The organism is Maritimimonas sp. 2210JD6-3, assembly GCF_056591795.1.
Genome location: NZ_JBWQOJ010000024.1, coordinates 37,730 through 55,797 on the forward strand (window position 1 = coordinate 37,730; position 18,068 = coordinate 55,797).

At 31.8% G+C, this 18,068-nt stretch carries 16 protein-coding genes; 11 read left to right on the forward strand and 5 right to left on the reverse strand.

The genetic code is table 11. From position 1 onward, the window contains the following. Window positions 1-22 precede the first annotated feature (22 nt). The 8 genes from AC1EUY_RS10880 (at window position 23) to bshC (ending at window position 6,405) form a co-directional block, all read left to right on the forward strand. Window positions 23-1,270 carry a competence/damage-inducible protein A gene (locus AC1EUY_RS10880; protein ID WP_480195563.1) on the forward strand — a complete coding sequence of 416 codons (1,248 nt, stop codon included), beginning with the start codon at window positions 23-25 and terminating at the stop codon, window positions 1,268-1,270. A 74-nt stretch (window positions 1,271-1,344) separates the two neighbouring features. After that, entirely contained in the window at window positions 1,345-1,584 is a 240-nt protein-coding gene (gene rpmB / locus AC1EUY_RS10885; protein WP_480195564.1) for a 50S ribosomal protein L28, read from the forward strand. A gap of 6 nt (window positions 1,585-1,590) precedes the next feature. Continuing rightward, on the forward strand, window positions 1,591-1,773 hold the full coding sequence (gene rpmG / locus AC1EUY_RS10890; RefSeq protein WP_480195565.1) for a 50S ribosomal protein L33: 183 nt from the start codon (window positions 1,591-1,593) through the stop codon (window positions 1,771-1,773). A 20-nt stretch (window positions 1,774-1,793) separates the two neighbouring features. Continuing rightward, entirely contained in the window at window positions 1,794-1,943 is a 150-nt protein-coding gene (locus AC1EUY_RS10895) for a DUF4295 domain-containing protein (protein ID WP_480195566.1), read from the forward strand. Between the two features lie 146 nt (window positions 1,944-2,089). Then, window positions 2,090-3,043: a signal recognition particle-docking protein FtsY gene (gene ftsY / locus AC1EUY_RS10900; protein ID WP_480195567.1), complete on the forward strand. Its 954-nt coding sequence runs from the start codon at window positions 2,090-2,092 to the stop codon at window positions 3,041-3,043. Then, window positions 3,044-3,376, forward strand: coding sequence for a hypothetical protein (locus tag AC1EUY_RS10905; RefSeq protein WP_480195568.1), 333 nt, complete (start codon window positions 3,044-3,046; stop codon window positions 3,374-3,376). It abuts the gene before it with no gap. Window positions 3,377-3,399: 23 nt separating this feature from the next. Beyond that, on the forward strand, window positions 3,400-4,710 hold the full coding sequence (rimO, locus tag AC1EUY_RS10910) for a 30S ribosomal protein S12 methylthiotransferase RimO (RefSeq protein WP_480195569.1): 1,311 nt from the start codon (window positions 3,400-3,402) through the stop codon (window positions 4,708-4,710). Window positions 4,711-4,791: 81 nt separating this feature from the next. Further along, complete coding sequence (gene bshC / locus AC1EUY_RS10915) at window positions 4,792-6,405, forward strand: bacillithiol biosynthesis cysteine-adding enzyme BshC (RefSeq protein ID WP_480195570.1); 1,614 nt, start codon at window positions 4,792-4,794, stop codon at window positions 6,403-6,405. On the opposite strand, the gene AC1EUY_RS10920 is transcribed toward bshC, so the two are convergent. The 4 genes from AC1EUY_RS10920 to AC1EUY_RS10935 all read right to left on the reverse strand — a co-directional run bounded on the left by AC1EUY_RS10920 (window position 6,400) and on the right by AC1EUY_RS10935 (window position 9,435). Beyond that, on the reverse strand, window positions 6,400-6,837 hold the full coding sequence (locus tag AC1EUY_RS10920) for an NUDIX domain-containing protein (protein ID WP_480195571.1): 438 nt from the start codon (window positions 6,835-6,837) through the stop codon (window positions 6,400-6,402). The genes bshC and AC1EUY_RS10920 overlap by 6 nt on opposite strands. Window positions 6,838-6,882: 45 nt before the next feature. Beyond that, window positions 6,883-7,344 carry a hypothetical protein gene (locus AC1EUY_RS10925; RefSeq protein ID WP_480195572.1) on the reverse strand — a complete coding sequence of 154 codons (462 nt, stop codon included), beginning with the start codon at window positions 7,342-7,344 and terminating at the stop codon, window positions 6,883-6,885. A gap of 91 nt (window positions 7,345-7,435) precedes the next feature. Continuing rightward, complete coding sequence (locus AC1EUY_RS10930) at window positions 7,436-7,822, reverse strand: DoxX family protein (protein WP_480195573.1); 387 nt, start codon at window positions 7,820-7,822, stop codon at window positions 7,436-7,438. 47 nt (window positions 7,823-7,869) lie between these two features. Then, window positions 7,870-9,435 (reverse strand): amidohydrolase family protein, encoded by a 1,566-nt coding sequence (locus AC1EUY_RS10935; RefSeq protein ID WP_480195574.1) that lies wholly within the window; start codon window positions 9,433-9,435, stop codon window positions 7,870-7,872. A gap of 98 nt (window positions 9,436-9,533) precedes the next feature. Here AC1EUY_RS10935 and guaA point away from each other — a divergent pair, with 98 nt between their 5' ends. The 3 genes from guaA to AC1EUY_RS10950 all read left to right on the forward strand — a co-directional run bounded on the left by guaA (window position 9,534) and on the right by AC1EUY_RS10950 (window position 14,453). Then, complete coding sequence (gene guaA / locus AC1EUY_RS10940; protein ID WP_480195575.1) at window positions 9,534-11,066, forward strand: glutamine-hydrolyzing GMP synthase; 1,533 nt, start codon at window positions 9,534-9,536, stop codon at window positions 11,064-11,066. A gap of 11 nt (window positions 11,067-11,077) precedes the next feature. Beyond that, entirely contained in the window at window positions 11,078-12,997 is a 1,920-nt protein-coding gene (locus tag AC1EUY_RS10945) for an ABC transporter substrate-binding protein (protein WP_480195576.1), read from the forward strand. Window positions 12,998-13,547: 550 nt separating this feature from the next. Continuing rightward, window positions 13,548-14,453, forward strand: coding sequence for an IS982 family transposase (locus AC1EUY_RS10950; RefSeq protein WP_480195577.1), 906 nt, complete (start codon window positions 13,548-13,550; stop codon window positions 14,451-14,453). Window positions 14,454-14,645: 192 nt separating this feature from the next. Here AC1EUY_RS10950 and AC1EUY_RS10955 read toward each other — a convergent pair whose 3' ends face one another. Then, complete coding sequence (locus tag AC1EUY_RS10955; protein ID WP_480195578.1) at window positions 14,646-17,579, reverse strand: hypothetical protein; 2,934 nt, start codon at window positions 17,577-17,579, stop codon at window positions 14,646-14,648. Window positions 17,580-18,068: the final 489 nt, after the last annotated feature.

Below are 18,068 nucleotides of genomic sequence, written 5' to 3' on the forward strand. Positions count from 1 at the left end.
GCCTTAATGTAAACAAGAAGATTTGAACGCAGAAATAATAACTATTGGTGATGAAATTTTAATCGGTCAGATAACAGATACAAACTCTCAGTGGGTTGCTACTGAATTAAATAAAATTGGTATTTCGGTATATCAGATTACCTCTATACAAGATAATAAATCACATATTCTAAAGGCTTTGACTGAAGCTGAAAGTAATGCCAATATTATTATTGTTACTGGAGGTTTAGGACCGACTAAAGACGATGTTACCAAACATGCAATTGCTCAATATTTTAAGTCAGAGCTTAAAATCGATGAAGAGATTCTAGAGCATAATAAGCAAATGTTTGAAAGAATAGGGTATGAGTTTACCGAATTGAATAGATTACAAGCGTTGCTTCCTGAAAAGGCCACAATATTAAAAAATACGTTAGGAACCGCTTCAGGTATGTGGTTTACAAAAAATGGTAAAGTTTTCATTTCCTTGCCTGGGGTGCCTAATGAAATGAAAGGCTTAATGCTTCGAAAAGTGTTGCCTAAATTACAGAAGTCTTTTGAGCTACCTTACATTATTCACAAAACAATTATGACGTATGGTATGGGTGAAAGTAAAGTAGCTGAACGCATTGAAGGTTGGGAAAATGCATTACCTCATTTTATAAGATTAGCGTATTTGCCAAACTATGGGAAATTACGACTACGACTTTCTGCAAAAGGAGATGACAAAGCACTACTTGAAAAAGCACTAAATCGAGAAATTGAAAAATTGACAAAACTCATTAGTGATATTGTTATTGGTTTTGATGAAGGAGAAAGATTAGAAGCGAATATTGGTAAACTGCTAATAGAACAAAACAAAACATTATCTATAGCTGAAAGCTGTACAGGAGGTACTATTGCTAAAATAATTACTTCAGTACCAGGTGCATCTAGCTATTTTGTAGGAGCGATCACGAGTTATCATGAACGTATTAAGACCGATTTTTTAAATGTTCAAAAACAGACGATCAGTAAACATTCTGTTGTTAGTGTTGAGGTTGCAAAAGCGATGGCTTTAGGAATTCAAAAGGTGTTCAAAACAGATTATGCTATCGGTGTTACGGGTAATGCAGGACCTACAAAAGATAAAACAGATGAATCGGTTGGTAAAGTTTTTATTGCAATTGCTTCTCCAAGTGGAATTTATGTTAAAGATTATATGTTTGGACCCCCTAGAGCAAAAGTCATCGAGAAAGCTTCAATAAAAGCTTTAGAATTACTAAAAACCTCGATATTAAAAAACCGATAAAATAGTTTGTGAGTTCTTTAAAAAGTTATTATTTTTGCACCTCGTTTTAGAACAACTATAAAAAGAGTTTAGAAATGTCAAGAGTTTGTGAGTTAACAGGTAAGAAGGCAATGGTAGGAAACAACGTTTCTCACGCCATGAACAAAACGAAACGTAAGTTTGATGCAAATTTGATCAAAAAGCGTTTTTACATTCCTGAAGAAGATAAATGGATTACATTAAAAATAGCAACTTCTGCTTTAAAGAATATCAATAAAAAAGGTATTTCTGCTGTAATTAAAGAAGCAAGAGCAAAAGGATTTTTGAAAAAATAATATCAAATGGCAAAGAGAGGTAACAGAATTCAGGTTATTTTAGAATGTACAGAGCACAAAAATAGTGGTATGCCTGGTACATCTAGATATATTACTACCAAGAGTAAAAAGAATACTCCTGATAGAATGGAATTGAAGAAATTCAACCCTATTTTAAAGAAAATGACAGTTCACAAAGAAATTAAGTAATTTCTGAAAAATATTGAAGTATGGCAAAGAAAGCAGTAGCATCGTTACAAACTGGTTCTAAAAGATTAACAAAAGCAATAAAAATGGTAAAATCTCCTAAAACAGGTGCTTACACTTTTGTTGAGTCGGTTATGGATCCTAGTAAAGTAAATGATTTCTTAAAGAAGTAATCGTTCACTAAACAATATATTTAAGCTACTTTCAAGTTGATGAAAGTAGCTTTTCTTTTTTACATTTATATGACATTATTTCATATAATATTAATTGGTGTAACTTTTGTACTCCGATTCAATAATTAAAATTGATTATAAGATAAATGAGTTTATTTAAAAATATTTTTTCAAAAGATAAAAAGGAAACTTTAGACAAAGGTCTTGAAAAGAGTAATGCTTCTTTTTTCGGTAAGTTGTCTAAAGCTGTTGCTGGTAAATCTAAAGTTGACGATGATGTTTTAGATAATTTAGAGGAAGTATTAGTGGCTTCTGATGTTGGTGTAACAACCACATTAAAGGTTATTGAAAGAATTGAAGCTCGCGTAGCGCGTGATAAGTACTTGGGTACTGATGAACTGAATAAAATTTTACGTGAAGAGATTACTGGTTTGCTTTCTGAAACCAACATAGGTAATGAAACAGAATTTTCTATACCTAGAGATAAGAAACCTTATGTAATGATGGTAGTAGGTGTGAATGGTGTCGGTAAAACAACGACCATTGGTAAATTAGCTTCACAATTTAAAAAACAAGGTTTAAAAGTTGTATTAGGAGCGGGAGATACTTTTAGAGCCGCCGCAATCGATCAATTACAAGTATGGGCAGATCGTGTAGATGTACCTATAGTGAAACAAAAGATGGGCTCAGATCCAGCATCGGTAGCATTTGATACGGTACAGTCGGCCGTCAATCAAGATGCTGATGTTGTTATTATTGATACTGCGGGTCGTTTGCATAATAAGGTGAATTTGATGAATGAGTTAACTAAAATCAAGAGAGTCATGCAAAAAACAGTTGCTGATGCTCCGCATGATGTTTTGTTGGTTTTAGATGGCTCAACCGGACAAAATGCATTTGAACAAGCCAAGCAATTTACAAAAGCTACTGAAGTAACCTCGCTAGCAGTTACAAAATTAGATGGTACAGCGAAAGGCGGGGTTGTCATTGGTATTTCAGATCAATTTCAAATTCCTGTAAAATATATTGGAGTAGGTGAAGGTATTGATGATCTTCAGGTGTTTAATAAACATGAATTTGTGGATTCTTTCTTCAAATAGATGGAAAGTGCTACTAGAAATCTAATGGTGCTTTATGCAGCAGTGGCTATGTTGGCTACGGTTGGATTTATATTGAATATTATTCAAACATTTAACCTAAAGTCAATAGAAGACGCTGAGGTTACTGAAGAAGTCGTTGCGCTTTTTACCAAAGGATTTTATACAATAGCTTTTTTTTATTTGATAATAGCAATAACTTCATTAGGTGCTATTATAAAAAGAAAATATTCAAAACTACTTTTAATAGCATTAGCTATTCTATTGATGGCAACTTTCGTATTTGGACCATTAATTTTTGATCTCTTACTCGATGCTAATACAACGAATCCTTAATCCCTAATGCCTAGTCCATAAAAATGCGTACAAAATCTACAAAACAAAATAAAATTAACGTTGTTACTTTAGGGTGCTCAAAAAATATCTATGATTCTGAAGTATTGATGGGGCAGTTAAAGGCGAACGGTAAAGAAGTAGTGCATGAAGATGAAGAAGATGATGGGAATATCGTTGTGATTAACACTTGTGGATTTATTGGTAAAGCCAAGGAAGAATCTGTAAACACCATTTTGCATTACGCGCATAAAAAAGAAGAAGGTTTAGTAGATAAAGTTTATGTTACAGGCTGTTTAAGTGAGCGTTATAAGCCAGATTTAGAAAAAGAAATACCCGATGTTGATCAATATTTTGGTACGCACGATTTACCGAATTTGTTAAAAGTTTTAGAAGCTGATTATAAGCACGAGCTATTAGGCGAACGCTTAACAACAACACCAAAACATTATGCCTATTTAAAAATAGCTGAAGGTTGTGATCGACCTTGTTCTTTTTGTGCAATTCCTTTAATGAGAGGTAAGCATAAATCTACACCAATCGAAAATTTGGTGATAGAAGCGACTAAGCTGGCAGAAAAGGGAATTAAAGAATTGATTTTAATTGCACAAGATTTAACCTATTACGGACTCGATATTTATAAAAAAAGAGCCTTAGCTGATTTACTAAAAGAATTGGTTAAGATAGAAGGTGTAGAATGGATTCGGTTACATTATGCGTTCCCAACAGGATTTCCATTAGATGTCTTAGACGTAATGAAGAATGAACCAAAAGTGTGTAATTATCTTGATATACCACTACAGCATATCAATACAGAAATATTGAAATCTATGCGTCGTGGCACCACCTTCGGGAAAACAAATAAGCTGTTAAGGGAGTTTAGAGCAGCAGTTCCAAACATGACCATAAGAACGACTTTAATTGTTGGCTATCCTGGTGAAACAGATGAAATTTTTGAAGAATTGAAGCAATGGGTACGCGATACACGTTTTGATCGTCTTGGGGCTTTTGCGTATTCTCATGAAGAAAACACACATGCTGCAACACTTGAAGATAATGTTCCTGATGAGGTTAAAGAACGTAGGGTTTCAGAAATTATGGAAATTCAAAGTCAGATTTCATGGGAATTAAATCAAGAAAAAATAGGGAAGACTTTTAAATGTATTTTCGATAGAAAAGAAGGAAATTACTTCTTTGGTCGTACCGAGTTCGACTCACCAGATGTGGATAATGATGTACTAGTTGATGCTCGTGAACATTATGTGCAAATGGGGCAGTTTGTAAATATAAAAATTACTAGTGCAGGTGATTTTGATCTTCAAGGTGCTCCTGTTTAGTTAAAAATTTGTTAGTTAAAATTTAAGATCATATATCATGATTAAATTTTAGTATTTTTAACTTCATTAAAAACTAACTAAATGGTCGAAGAAGACTGTATAACAAAACTTTTTACAATACCCTTTTCGCAAACAGGTTATTTTTCAAAAACGATGCTTGATTATTTAGCCCAAGATAAAAAATTGCAACTATTTTACAATAATTTTCCAAACCTTAACGGATTCAGAAAACAGTTAGAAGAAAAAAGGGTTTCAGTTCGAGCGCAGTCGAGAATGGTTTTGGTTAACACCCTAAAAAACCAATACAAAAACACTAATATTTCTGATAAAACACAACTAAACATTGAGTTTTTAGCCAAAGAAAATGCATACACAGTTACCACAGGACATCAGTTAAATCTGTTTACAGGCCCGTTATATTTTCTATACAAAATTATCTCAACTATTAACTTAGCAGAGCGATTACAGCAAAAATTTCCAAATGAAAATTTTGTACCTATTTATTGGATGGCTACCGAAGATCATGATTTTGATGAAATCAATTATTTTAACCTTAACGGGAAAAAAATACAATGGAAACGAGATAGTGAAGGTGCAGTAGGAAGATTATCAACAAAAGGATTAGAAACCGTTTTTGAGGAGTTTTCTAAGCAGTTACCAAAAACCGATACTGCAAGTTATTTGAAAGAACTTTTTAAAAAAGGATATCTAGAACATGATAATTTAACAGATGCTACTCGTTATATTGCCAATGAATTGTTTGCTGAATACGGATTGGTCATTGTTGATGGTGATGATAAAGAACTTAAAAAGCTTTTCATTCCTTATGTTAAGGATGAGCTCTTAAATCAAACCAGCTATAATAAAGTTTTAGAAACGATCGCTGGTCTTGAAAAGAATTATAAAATTCAGGTAACCCCTCGGGAGATTAATTTGTTCTATTTAACTGATGGTTTACGTGAACGTATCATTTTAGAAAATGGAATTTACAAAGTCAATAATACCAATATTTCCTTTAACAAGAGCGAACTACTTAAAGAAGTCTCTGACTTCCCAGATAGGTTTAGCCCTAATGCTTTGCTACGACCTTTATATCAGGAAGTAATTTTACCCAATTTATGCTATATCGGTGGGGGAGGTGAGCTTGCTTATTGGTTTGAATTGAAAAACTATTTTGAGGCTGTGAATGTTCCTTTTCCAATTTTATTGCTACGTAATTCTGTGTTATTACAATCAGAAAAACAAACTCAGAAACTGCAAAAACTAAACATCTCTCAAGAGGAAATTTTCTTACAGCAAAATGATTTAGTTGATAAAAAGATAAAAGAAATATCTAAATTAAAAATTGATTTTTCGCCGCAGAGGAGTTTGCTTAAAAAACAGTTTACTCAATTAGAAAAAATAGCTGAACAGACTGATAAGTCATTTATTGGAGCTGTAAATGCACAGACTAAAAAACAACTCAATGGGCTTGATAATTTGGAGAAACGTTTACTTAAAGCTGAAAAAAGAAAACATAAAGAGTTAGCAGATAGAATTAAGAATTTACAAGGTGAATTATTTCCAAACCAAAGTTTGGAAGAACGCCAACGCAATTTTTCTGAATATTATCTTGAGTACGGAGATACACTGACAAAAGTACTCAAAGAAAACCTTGATCCTTTAAAATTAGAATTTTCGGTAATTACTTTATAAAAGTTTGCTGAGCTCTAGAGCCCTTGTATATGCTTTGAGTCTAAACCCAACATCGAAATTGATTAATTCTGAAGGCTTTATCCAATGTAGTTCTTCAAATTCATCATCTTGTGGAATTAAGTCCCAGGTGTTATTATACCTTATTTTTACGACAGAAAGCTCTTGTCCTTTGTATATATAATAGGGGTCTTCAGGAGGATATGTATAACAAACTTTTTCCTTGAAAATTAGCTCAATATCATCATTAGAAATAGTAATGCCGAGTTCTTCGTTTAGTTCGCGTTTTACTCCAGTTAAAGTATCTTCACCAAGATTTAATCCTCCTTGAGGGAATTTATAGCCGCCATCACGAGGAGACGATCCAATAAGAACTTGACCGCTCTCATTAACAATGATTGCTAATACAGCTATACGAAATATATTTTTCGTCATAGCGTAAAAATAGGAATTCTAATTATTATTTTAATCAGAATTTAGTTACGCTTGCCTAATTCTAGCAGATATTTTTTTACTATCTCTATTCTGAATTCCGTTTGAAGATGTAATATTTTTAACCATGCGCTGTACATCAACCACAAAATCTCTTAAAATATTACTAGCTTTATCTGATGAGTTTAATCCTTTTTTCTGAGGATAATTTTTAATAAGAAAAGCATAATATTCTTCATTTTTAGAAGAAAAATCAGCTTTTTTCAGCATCATTACATTATATAATTCTGTAAAGATTTCTAACTTTTTCTTTTTGTCGCTAGACAACGTTTTTAATTGCATTAATAGATCTAATCTGTTTTCAAACTTAGAACGACCTTTAAGACCAAGATTAGACATTTTTTCAATAGTGTCTATACCAAGCTTTTTTAAAAGAAAAGTTGAGATTAATTTGTCAACATGGTAGGTTGCAAAGAAAAATTCTTCTTTGACATTGTTTAATAATTTCATAGCATTTTTTTAAACCTGACCTCAAGAGGGTAAGGTGGTTTAATCTCAAAAATAGCAGTTTTATGAAATCATTTACCAGAAAATTTACCGTTTACAGCTTTTCGCCAATAATCGGTATGTTTTTTCTATTGAACAGTAAAAGTATCAATGCTAACACAAAAATAAGAACAGCCATATAAAATAAGGTGCCATTATCTCCATTTACTTCTATACCTAATTGTGTAAGATGAAAAAAGATAGCGCCAGAAATAATTCCTAAAGTTAGCAACGCACCAGCCCAAACAGTTCGAGGTATCAATAATAAAATGGCAGCAATTAATTCTAAAACACCAATACCAATCCTACCAGTAGCACCTAAGCCAATTTTCTCAAAAATATAGATACTATCAGGATGCGCAGTAAATTTGAATCTTAACGTTTGAATTAAAAGCGCAGCAATAACTAATCTTAATACTAAAGGAAAATACTTTTTTAACATTTTTTTGATTTTAAATTTTAGACGGCAGAATACTGGTTCATTACAAATTATTCTTTGATGCCTGGTTGTGATATCTTAAAATTCTCTTTCTTTTTAGCTTGTTCAACTTGACGTTTTACATCTGCCAATAGCTTTTTTGCATCATAAATAATTCCATCTTTTATGGTATATTTTACCCCACCTACACGTACTACTTCATTAGCTTCTGTTAACTTGATGGCTCCAGTACCATACAATGCTTTTAGATTTACTAATGGATTTTCTTCTACAATTACTAAATCTGCTAGCTTTCCAATAGCTATTGTGCCTATTTTATCATCCATTTTTAATGCTTGTGCTCCACTTAATGTTGCTGCTTTAATAACTTCTAAAGGATGAAACCCTGCTTCACGCAGCAATTCTAACTCACGTATATATGCAAATCCATACAGCTGGAAAATAAACCCTGAATCTGAACCCGCCGTGACGCGTCCACCTCTGTTTTTATACTCGTTAATAAATTCCATCCATAATTGGTAATTCTTTTTCCAAGCAACTTCCTGCTCTGTTCCCCAATAATGCCAATACGACCCATGAGAAATTTTACTAGGTTGATAAAATTTCCATAACGAAGGTAGTGTATAGTCTTCATGCCATTCGGCTCTTCTGGCACGCTGCAAATCTCTACTAGCTTCATAAATATTAAAGGTAGGATCTAATGTAAAATCTAGCTCGATCAATTCGTTCATCACTTTATTCCAGTGTTCAGAATGCGGTTTGGCAGCTTGTTGCCATAATTTACCAGCTTCTTCAAAACGATGTTGTTCATTGTTATAATTATAATCTAGTGGATAGTTTTGTACTGTTCGGTCTTCAAATAATGCTTCAGGTAATCCATACCAATGTTCCATAGAAGTTAATCCTGCACGGGCAGAATGTAGTACATTCCACCAACCCACATTCATTTGTGCATGGTGACAAGCTGAACCTAAGCCTAATTTTTTGTTTTCATCTAGAGCCGCTGCCATTATTTCTGGAGCAGCACCAAAAAATTTAATACCATCAGCACCATTTTTAGCATTTTCACGCACCCACTGCCTTGCTTGTTCAGGTGTACTTATAGGTGTTTTTGACCCAGCACCAAAAAAAGTATAGGAAACTATTCTAGGGGCAATAATTTCATTGTTAGCACTTTGCTGTTTTAATTTAACAGCACTGATACCACCTGGTTGTCTAATCGTAGTAATACCATGTGCCATCCATAATTTAAATACATAATCAGGATCAGCTCCTTGAGCTTTACCACCAATATGGCCATGCATATCAATAAAACCAGGCAACACATACATACCATTGGCATCAATCTCATACCCTCCATTTTTTAATTTAGGTCTTTTTGTTTCATCAATTTTTACACCAGGATATCCTACAGTAACAATATTTTTTATTTTGTTATTTTCTATAATGATATCTACGGGTCCCGTTGGCGGTGCCATATTACCGTTGATTAATGTTACTCCTCTTATAATAAGTTGGGGGTAAGGACCTTTACTAAATTCTTTAGAAGCCTCTTGGCTAAATAAAAGGTTAGAAAATACTAAAAGTATAAATAGGGTGGTAATAAAATGTTTCATTATGCATAATTAGTTGAGACTAAAATAAGAAATATACGGCAGATAATATTTTTTATCATTCTATTTTACCAATTCTTAATTAAATTTTACTTTTGCGAATGCAACAAAAGGTACTTATTTTAGATTTCGGCTCTCAGGTTACGCAACTTATTGCACGTCGAATACGCGAGCTTAACATTTACTGTGAAATTCATCCATACAATTCTCAAAAAGTAAATCCAGATCATTATAAAGCTGTAATACTTTCTGGTAGTCCGTATTCTGTACGTCAAGATGATGCTCCTAAACCAGATTTATCTAATATAAAAGGAAAGAAACCATTACTGGGTATTTGTTATGGAGCGCAATACTTAGTTCATTTTTTTGGTGGGGAAGTTGGAGCTTCTAATACTCGTGAATACGGTAGAGCTAAACTTACTTTAGTTGATGATACTAGTAGTTTGTTTAAAGGAATTAATGACGGTTCACAGGTTTGGATGAGTCATTCAGATACAATCATAGCACTTCCCTCAAATTACAAACGAATTGCAAGTACACACGATGTTGAAAATGCTGCTTTTAAAATAGAAGGCGAAGATACGTATGCGATACAATTTCATCCTGAAGTATATCATACGAAAGACGGAACAAAATTACTAGAGAATTTTTTAGTAAATATCGCCAACGTAGCGCAAGATTGGACACCCGATTCTTTTGTTGATACAACGGTTGCCAAACTAAAAGAAAAGGTAGGTAAGGACAAAGTTGTCTTAGGTTTATCTGGAGGTGTTGATTCAACAGTTGCTGCGGTACTGCTTGATAAAGCTATCGGTAAAAATTTATATTGTATCTTCGTTAATAACGGATTATTGCGAAAAAACGAGTTTCAAAGCGTTTTAGAGCAGTACCAAGGAATGGGTTTAAATGTAAAAGGGGTAGATGCTTCGGCACGTTTTTTGAAAGCCCTTGAAAGAATTACAGATCCAGAAGCAAAACGTAAAGCTATTGGTAACACGTTCATTGATGTTTTTGATGATGAAGCTCATAAAATAGAGGGTGTGTCTTGGCTAGGTCAGGGTACGATTTATCCAGATGTTATTGAGTCGGTTTCTGTAAGTGGTGGACCTTCTGCTACTATTAAAAGTCATCACAATGTAGGTGGTTTGCCCGATTATATGAAGTTAAAGATCGTAGAGCCTTTACGGATGATATTTAAAGATGAAGTGAGAAGAGTAGGGCGGTCTCTAGGTATTAGTGCAGAACTCTTAGGAAGACATCCATTTCCAGGTCCTGGATTGGGAATACGAATTCTAGGGGACGTCACCCCTACTAAAGTTCAAATTCTGCAGGATGTTGACGCAATATTTATTAATGGACTTAAAGAATGGAAGCTTTATGATGAAGTATGGCAGGCTGGAGCTATGTTGTTGCCGGTCAATTCTGTTGGTGTTATGGGAGATGAACGTACGTATGAAAGTGTAGTTGCATTAAGGGCTGTGACTTCCACAGATGGTATGACAGCAGACTGGGCAAACTTGCCGTATGAGTTTTTACAAGAAATATCTAATAAAATAATAAACAATGTAAGAGGTGTCAATAGAGTTGTATATGATATAAGTTCTAAGCCACCTGCGACCATAGAATGGGAATAAAAATAAAGAGTATGCATAAGATTCAATTGCTGGTAATCATTTTTTTGTTAAGTATGATTTCCGCTTTAGCACAAAACAAACCCTATAAAAAATATAAGGTTGAAGCGGATGAAACTATTCAATCAGTGTGTAAAAAACTATCCATTACACCTTATAAATTGTTACAGTTAAATCCTGAGATCAAGAATAACAATAACCTTGACGGAGTAAAAATTTTAATTGTACCTAATAAAGCGTATAAACCTGTTTCTGCAACCAGTGAACATGTAGATTATGTAAAAGACGGATTTTTATATCATAAGTTATTGCCTAAGGAAACGTATTCTAAACTTAAGAGGGAGTATGGCGTTGCTAAGAAACAGCTTAGAAGATTTAATTCTGAATTGCGTTTTGGTGGTTTAAAAGCAGGAAAGATTATAAAAATACCTGTTCCTTATGATTTTAAATTGCCTTCTTCTGTAGCATCTAATACCAGTACAGAAAGTAAGGATACAAAGCCATACATAGTAAAGTCGAAGGAGAATAAATGGAGAATTGCTAAACGTTACAATATTACGATTGAAGAATTGGAAGCCTTAAATCCCGATATTAAAGAGCAAGGGTTAAAAGCAGATAGTATTATACTGGTGCCAAATGTTGAAGAGGTACCAGAAGATGCATCTTTTGCGTTACTACATCGTGTAGAAAAAGGAGACACATTTTATAATTTAGGTGAACGATTTGGACTTAATCAAGCGCAATTAATTGAGGTGAATCCTGATTTGAAAGATGGTTTAAAAGTAGGGATGCTTATTAAACTACCTACATCAATTAACGTAAATAATGCCAAGGAGTTCATGCCTTTACTGAAACATGGTCAAGAATTAAATGTAGTGTTTTTACTGCCATTTATGAGTAATAATAACAAAGTTGATTTTGAAACAACAGGAGTAGATAAAACGGCTAATATTGCAACCGATTATTATCTTGGTGCTTCAATAGCATTAGACTCTTTAAAGAAACAGGGATTAAGAATTAATGTAAAAACATTTGATACTCAAAATAGTAAAACGAAGATCACCAGTATTTTCACCAGCTTAGATCTTGCTAAAGTTGATGTGATTATTGGCCCAATGTTTTATGGTAATTTAGAATTGGTTTCGAGATTAACTAAGGGTAGAAACATTCCGATTATTTCACCAGTATCAAAAAGAGATCATTCTTCAATGAATAATATTTCAGTAATTCAAGAGGTACCCTCTGAAAGTGAGTTGTCAGAAAAAGTTTTATCCTATATTAATACAAAATATGATAGACAAAACTTAATATTGATTGGTGATGATAAAAAAGAATCAGAACCATTTTTAGTAAGTGTAAAAGAGAAGTTAGAAGCTTTAGACTCTATAAATACAGTTACCTTAATTAAACCTAAAAAAGGGTATATTAAAAGAACTTTATTTCTTGATAATATTAAGAAAGGCAAAGATAATTTTATTATTCTTGTTACAGATGATGAAGTAGTGACAACAGATGTAATTAATAATTTAGGTTCTTTGTCTGAAAAACTTAATGTAACGCTTTTTGCGCTTAAAAGAGGGGATAATTTTGATGAATCTAAAGGTATTAATAATCAATTGGCACATGTGAATTTTCACTATCCTGAGTACAGTTTTATTGATCAGAATAATGAAAGAACCACACAATTCATTTCAAGATATAAGCAATTAAATTTTGCAGAACCTACAGAATATGCTTTTAAAGGGTTTGACACTACATACGATGCCTTATTACGCTTCGCATCATTTAATACTATTGAAAATGCACTAAATGCTGGTTTCTCTGAGCGTATGTGTACAAAATTTAATTATAAAAACAATGCTGGTAAAGGCTTTGTAAATAGTGGTGTTTACTTAGTAAAGTATGATGGGTTGAATCTGGTTAAGGTTGAGTAGTAAATTTATATCTAATAAATATAAAAGCACGTATTTTGCGTGCTTATTAATATCACAAAAAAAATATTTAGGCACTTCTATAAGTATTCAATCATTTGTATATCAGTGAATTATTTAATTTAGAATAAACAAACCCCGAAAAACGGCAATATAGCCAAAAAACAGGGTTTTCTTTTATCTTTCTTATACTTAAAATACAAAGAATATCTGATTTACAGCGTCAATTTTCATTTTTATCATCCACAGAGCAGTTTGATGCCTTTTATGATCGATTTTTAGAGTTATTAAGAACTATTTTTAGGTGTTTAAATTGTCATTCCAGTGAAAACGGGAATCTAAATAATAGAATTTCGGTTTTTGACCCTGAGGTTCCTGAGGTCAAAATGAAACGGGCGAAATACCCCTGTGGCTTGCTCTGGGGATAGTTGGTTTCAAGAAATTCTTTATTTTAACGTGAGTTCGATATAAAAAGTTAATTTTTTTGATAAAAAAAGCAGAATATTTAGTATATTAAAGTATTGAATTCCAATAAACTAAAGTTACTCTGCTTATGATTTCTAATGATAAAATTATTGAAATTTTCTGTAATCTAGACGATTTTATGAAAGAATTTGATGCTATTTTAATAAAACATAGCATTTCAGACACCTCTCAATCTAAAAAACGAAACAGAAAATCAAAAATGAGTAAAAGTGAAGTAATGACCATTATGGTTCTTTTTCATTTAAAATCCTATCGCAATTTAAAACACTTTTACCTATATTATGTTTGTAAACATATGAATGATTTTTTTCCTGATCATGTCTCTTATAATCGGTTTGTAGAACTCCAAAAGAAAGTTATCCAATCTTTAGCTGTCTATTTAAAACTTCATAGATTAGGTAAATGTTCAGGTATTTCTTTTATTGACTCTACAACACTAAAAGTTAGCCATTATAAAAGAGAAAAACAACATAAAGTATTTAAAGGAATTGCAGAAAAAAGCTATGGCACATTAGGATGGTTCTATGGTTTTAAATTACATTTAGTCTGTAATGATAAAGGGCAAATTATTGACTTTCTGATTACTAAAGCCAATGTAGATGATAGACAACTTTTAAAGGATAAAAATTTTCATGACAAAATATTTGGAAAAATTTATGGAGATAAAGGATATTTAGGCAAAGATTTATTTGATAAATTATTTGTTGATGGAATCCATTTAGTAACCAAATTAAGAAAAAACATGAAAAAGAAAGCACTTGAATTTATGGATAAAGTTTACTTGAGAAAAAGAGCAATTATAGAATCCGTAAATGATGTTTTGAAAAATACCTGTCAGATTGAACATTCCAGACACCGCTCATTTGACAACTTCTTAGGTAACTTAATCGCTGGGTTAACTGCCTATTGTTTTCTTGATACAAAACCATCTATTAAAATACAAAGATTTATGCCTAATATAGGAGTTTCTTAAGTCGAACTCACGTTTATTTTAAGTATTTACCTTATAAAATATCACTTAAATCATTGATCATGAATATAAATATTGTAATAAAGTTTCTTTAAACTTACTATTATTTATTTCAGTAATACGGATTTAAGCTCATGTTTGTTATAAACTTGCTTTTTCCCTTTACCATCATTTAATAACGATACTTACCATTCATTACTCATTTTGATTTGCTCTTAAAATTGCCAATAATGCATTAAAATCTGAAACTAGCCCAGTTACATCTGATGCTATACTGTCTGAGGGTATTGCATTCGGTAATTTTATACCTTGCTTAAAATTTAACCAATCCCAAATTATTTGTTGACCTTCTATGGTTATGTTTGGTCTAACTCTTTGGGGATAGTATTTTGCTTTGGCTTGTAATGACCATATTTGAAATGTTTTAGTTTTGTCTGATGTTCCTATAAAACGTAAGATAATTTCATTAATAGTACCTGTATTCTCATTAATTTTATGAAACCATAAAGGAGTATCTCTTGTTAATTCTTTACCATCAAAAATTTTATTATAAGTTCCACCACTTCCATTAACTATTAATTGTACCTTTGATGGATTAGAAATAAATAAATTACCTAACAATAACAAAATAGAATCTGCTTCTATAGCTTGTGTAGGATTATTAATTGCAATCTCAATAAAATCGTTATTTTCATTAAATGAGGAATCAAAAAGAAAACCTGTCATTAATGTACTAAACTTAAATAAGTTATCTAAGGGTGCAACTAAATGACCTATTTCCCCAGCACCTTCTGGTACTAGCGTTGCCTCTGCAGGATAATTATCTGCTGTATTAGTGTTATTTACAAAATCAAAAGAACCTCCAGTATTTTGATACCAAAAATGATTAATATCTACAGTTTTATGCAACATTAAAAAAGTATTATCTACGTCTTCTATATATCCGCTTTCTCCTGTATTTACATTACTCTTATAATAGTTAAAACCTTTTGAATTAATCATTATAGCATTACTGGCAATAGGTGCATGTATTAATATTTTATTATTTTTATAATGATCTATAAATTGTCCCGTAATAACATTTTCGTTGTTTCTAATATCTGCAGCCCAAAAATGACTATGTGTTTCACCACTTTTGCTTTTACCTAAATCCCAACAATACCCATCAATAATACAATTAGTTGTGTCAATATGTAAGTGAGAATAATTTTGTTCTTTTGAAGAAAGTACTAAACCAGATTGATAATGACCTCTTTTTATTACAGAAACGCCTCCTTGATTTTGAAAAAATACAGCTCTTTTACTTTTATCAGATTCAATATATTCAAAAGTAAAAGAGTTTACTGAACGTGCAATATTCAATCGTACTTCATTACCAGCACTTGCATTAGTTGTTGAAAAATCAAAAGCATCAAAGGTAATTTCTCCAGTATTTGTATTAATTGTAGTAATTTCAGTTTCTAACCAGCTACCATCATCTAATTTAACTGCTAGATTATAACCATCATGCACCCATGTAAAAGGGCTTAAATCTGTAGCTATTAAGCTAGTTACAGCTGCACCTGTTAAAGAATTGGCTAAACTTAATCCAAAACGAGGGTTCCAACGTGCTTTACCAGATGCTCTAATAACATCGTGCATAAATCTACCAATAAGGTAAAAAGATAAAGCGTGACTTTCTCCATATTTATATTCTGGACTTGTAGGGTCATCATAATAAGCACCATCCCAAGTAACTAAATTAAATCCCTTTTCATATTGTGCTGTTATATTTTGTTTTCCAACTCCTCTTAAAGCAACACGACCACCTAGTATTTTTCGATCTTTAGTTTCATAACAAACGATAGCATGACCTGTTGGATTTAGTACTCCTGAAACATCAACTGTAAAATTTTCAATGTACACATTAGTTTCAGCGACTCTAAAAATATCAACGTCTTTATCTGTAAAAACTATTGTTTTAGATTTTTCTTGATTATCAATAGAATACCTTGCTTCGCCTCCTAATCCGTGTCCACGTATATACTTTGCCTTTGTAATTCTAATATTACCAGTGACATACCACTTATAAGTTCCTAAATCTACATTGTAAGGACTATCAATGCAAGCCTGAATAAAAGGAGAAGCATCGTCTGTATAATCTGTTAAAGAGCTTTTTGGAATAGCACCATAGTTAATTGGATTTATAATATTACCTAAAGGTTTTATTTGCAGTTCTCTATAATAATCTCCATCTTCAATAACAAAATTATTTAAGTTGTCTGGTGTAGCGGCATAAGTTCCATATTTAATAGGTTCATAAGTCCCTTGATTAAATGTAAAAGAAGTTATACTATCAGACCCGTTTAAAACTGTATTATCAGCACTTTTTGGTATAAATTCTATTTCACCTACTTTTAAATATTGCAGATGAAAAGGTTTAGCCGTATCTATTGGTGATTGATTAAGAGAAAAACCAATATAGTTTACTGTAAGGTCAATTTTGGTGGTCCAAATTGATTTTATCCATTGTCCAAATGGTAAATTAGTTCTATCTAAATCATTCCCGTCTAAATCTTTTATAGATGTTAGTATAAATCTGTCTGTAATACTACTTGGACAATCTAATTTGTTACCACGATTCCTATATCCAATAGGGCAAAGACCTTCGACGGTATTTAAAGTAACTTCATAATTACTTGTGTCAGACATAATAGTATTTTTTTCATCAACTTTCCATATAAATTCAAATACTGTATTCGCTGGTATTATATTACCATTTGTAAATATCCCATTTTTTGAAACCATTGTTGAGTGAATATTGTTTGTATCATCTCTTTCAAAAATTAAATATTCTGGTTTATCATCAGCTATAACTTCAAAATTAACTAATCTATCTTTATTATATATTTTTTCGCCTAAAATGAGATCTTTTAACCCTAACATTGTTGTGTGATTTACTTCACGTTTCAATAATGGAACCCTATTTTTTTGTATAAGCCTCCATAGTTTGTGAGTCTCATCATTAATTCCAATAGACTCATATCTATCTCCTGTAAGAATGTCAATATAAACATATCCTATTTTGCCACTTACTGAGCCATTGGGGTTTCCATTTCCAGTTATTGTTTGTTGGGTATATTGCGCCATGGTGTTTTTTGTAAAAATATAAATTTTATATAAATCTATTTTTTAAAAAAAAAGAAAAAACCCTCTTTAATATTGACTTACTTAAAATATCAAATTGAATCTAAAATAAAATTTTTAAAAAGATGTTGTAATCAAATCTTTAAACCTTATAAGAGACTATTTGTTTTATATCATTTCTTATTAAAAACATTGTAAATAATTATTAACTAGATACTGATATGATGTAATATTTTTAATTTTTTGATTGTCAGTGTGTTTTATAAGTTGTGTGAGTTTTCTCTCTAATTCTTTTAAAGAATTATAAATTTTCATTGAGAGACTTTACTTTTAAGCCATTACCACATTTTTTCAGTAGGATTTAATAGAGGTATGGGGCTAAAATTACGCCTTGTTCAAAAGGAAAAACAAAAAAGCCGATATATTAAACCTTAAATGTTAGCTTGTTTTGTACTTTAAAAGTAGCTAAATCCAATTATTCACGAATGTGCC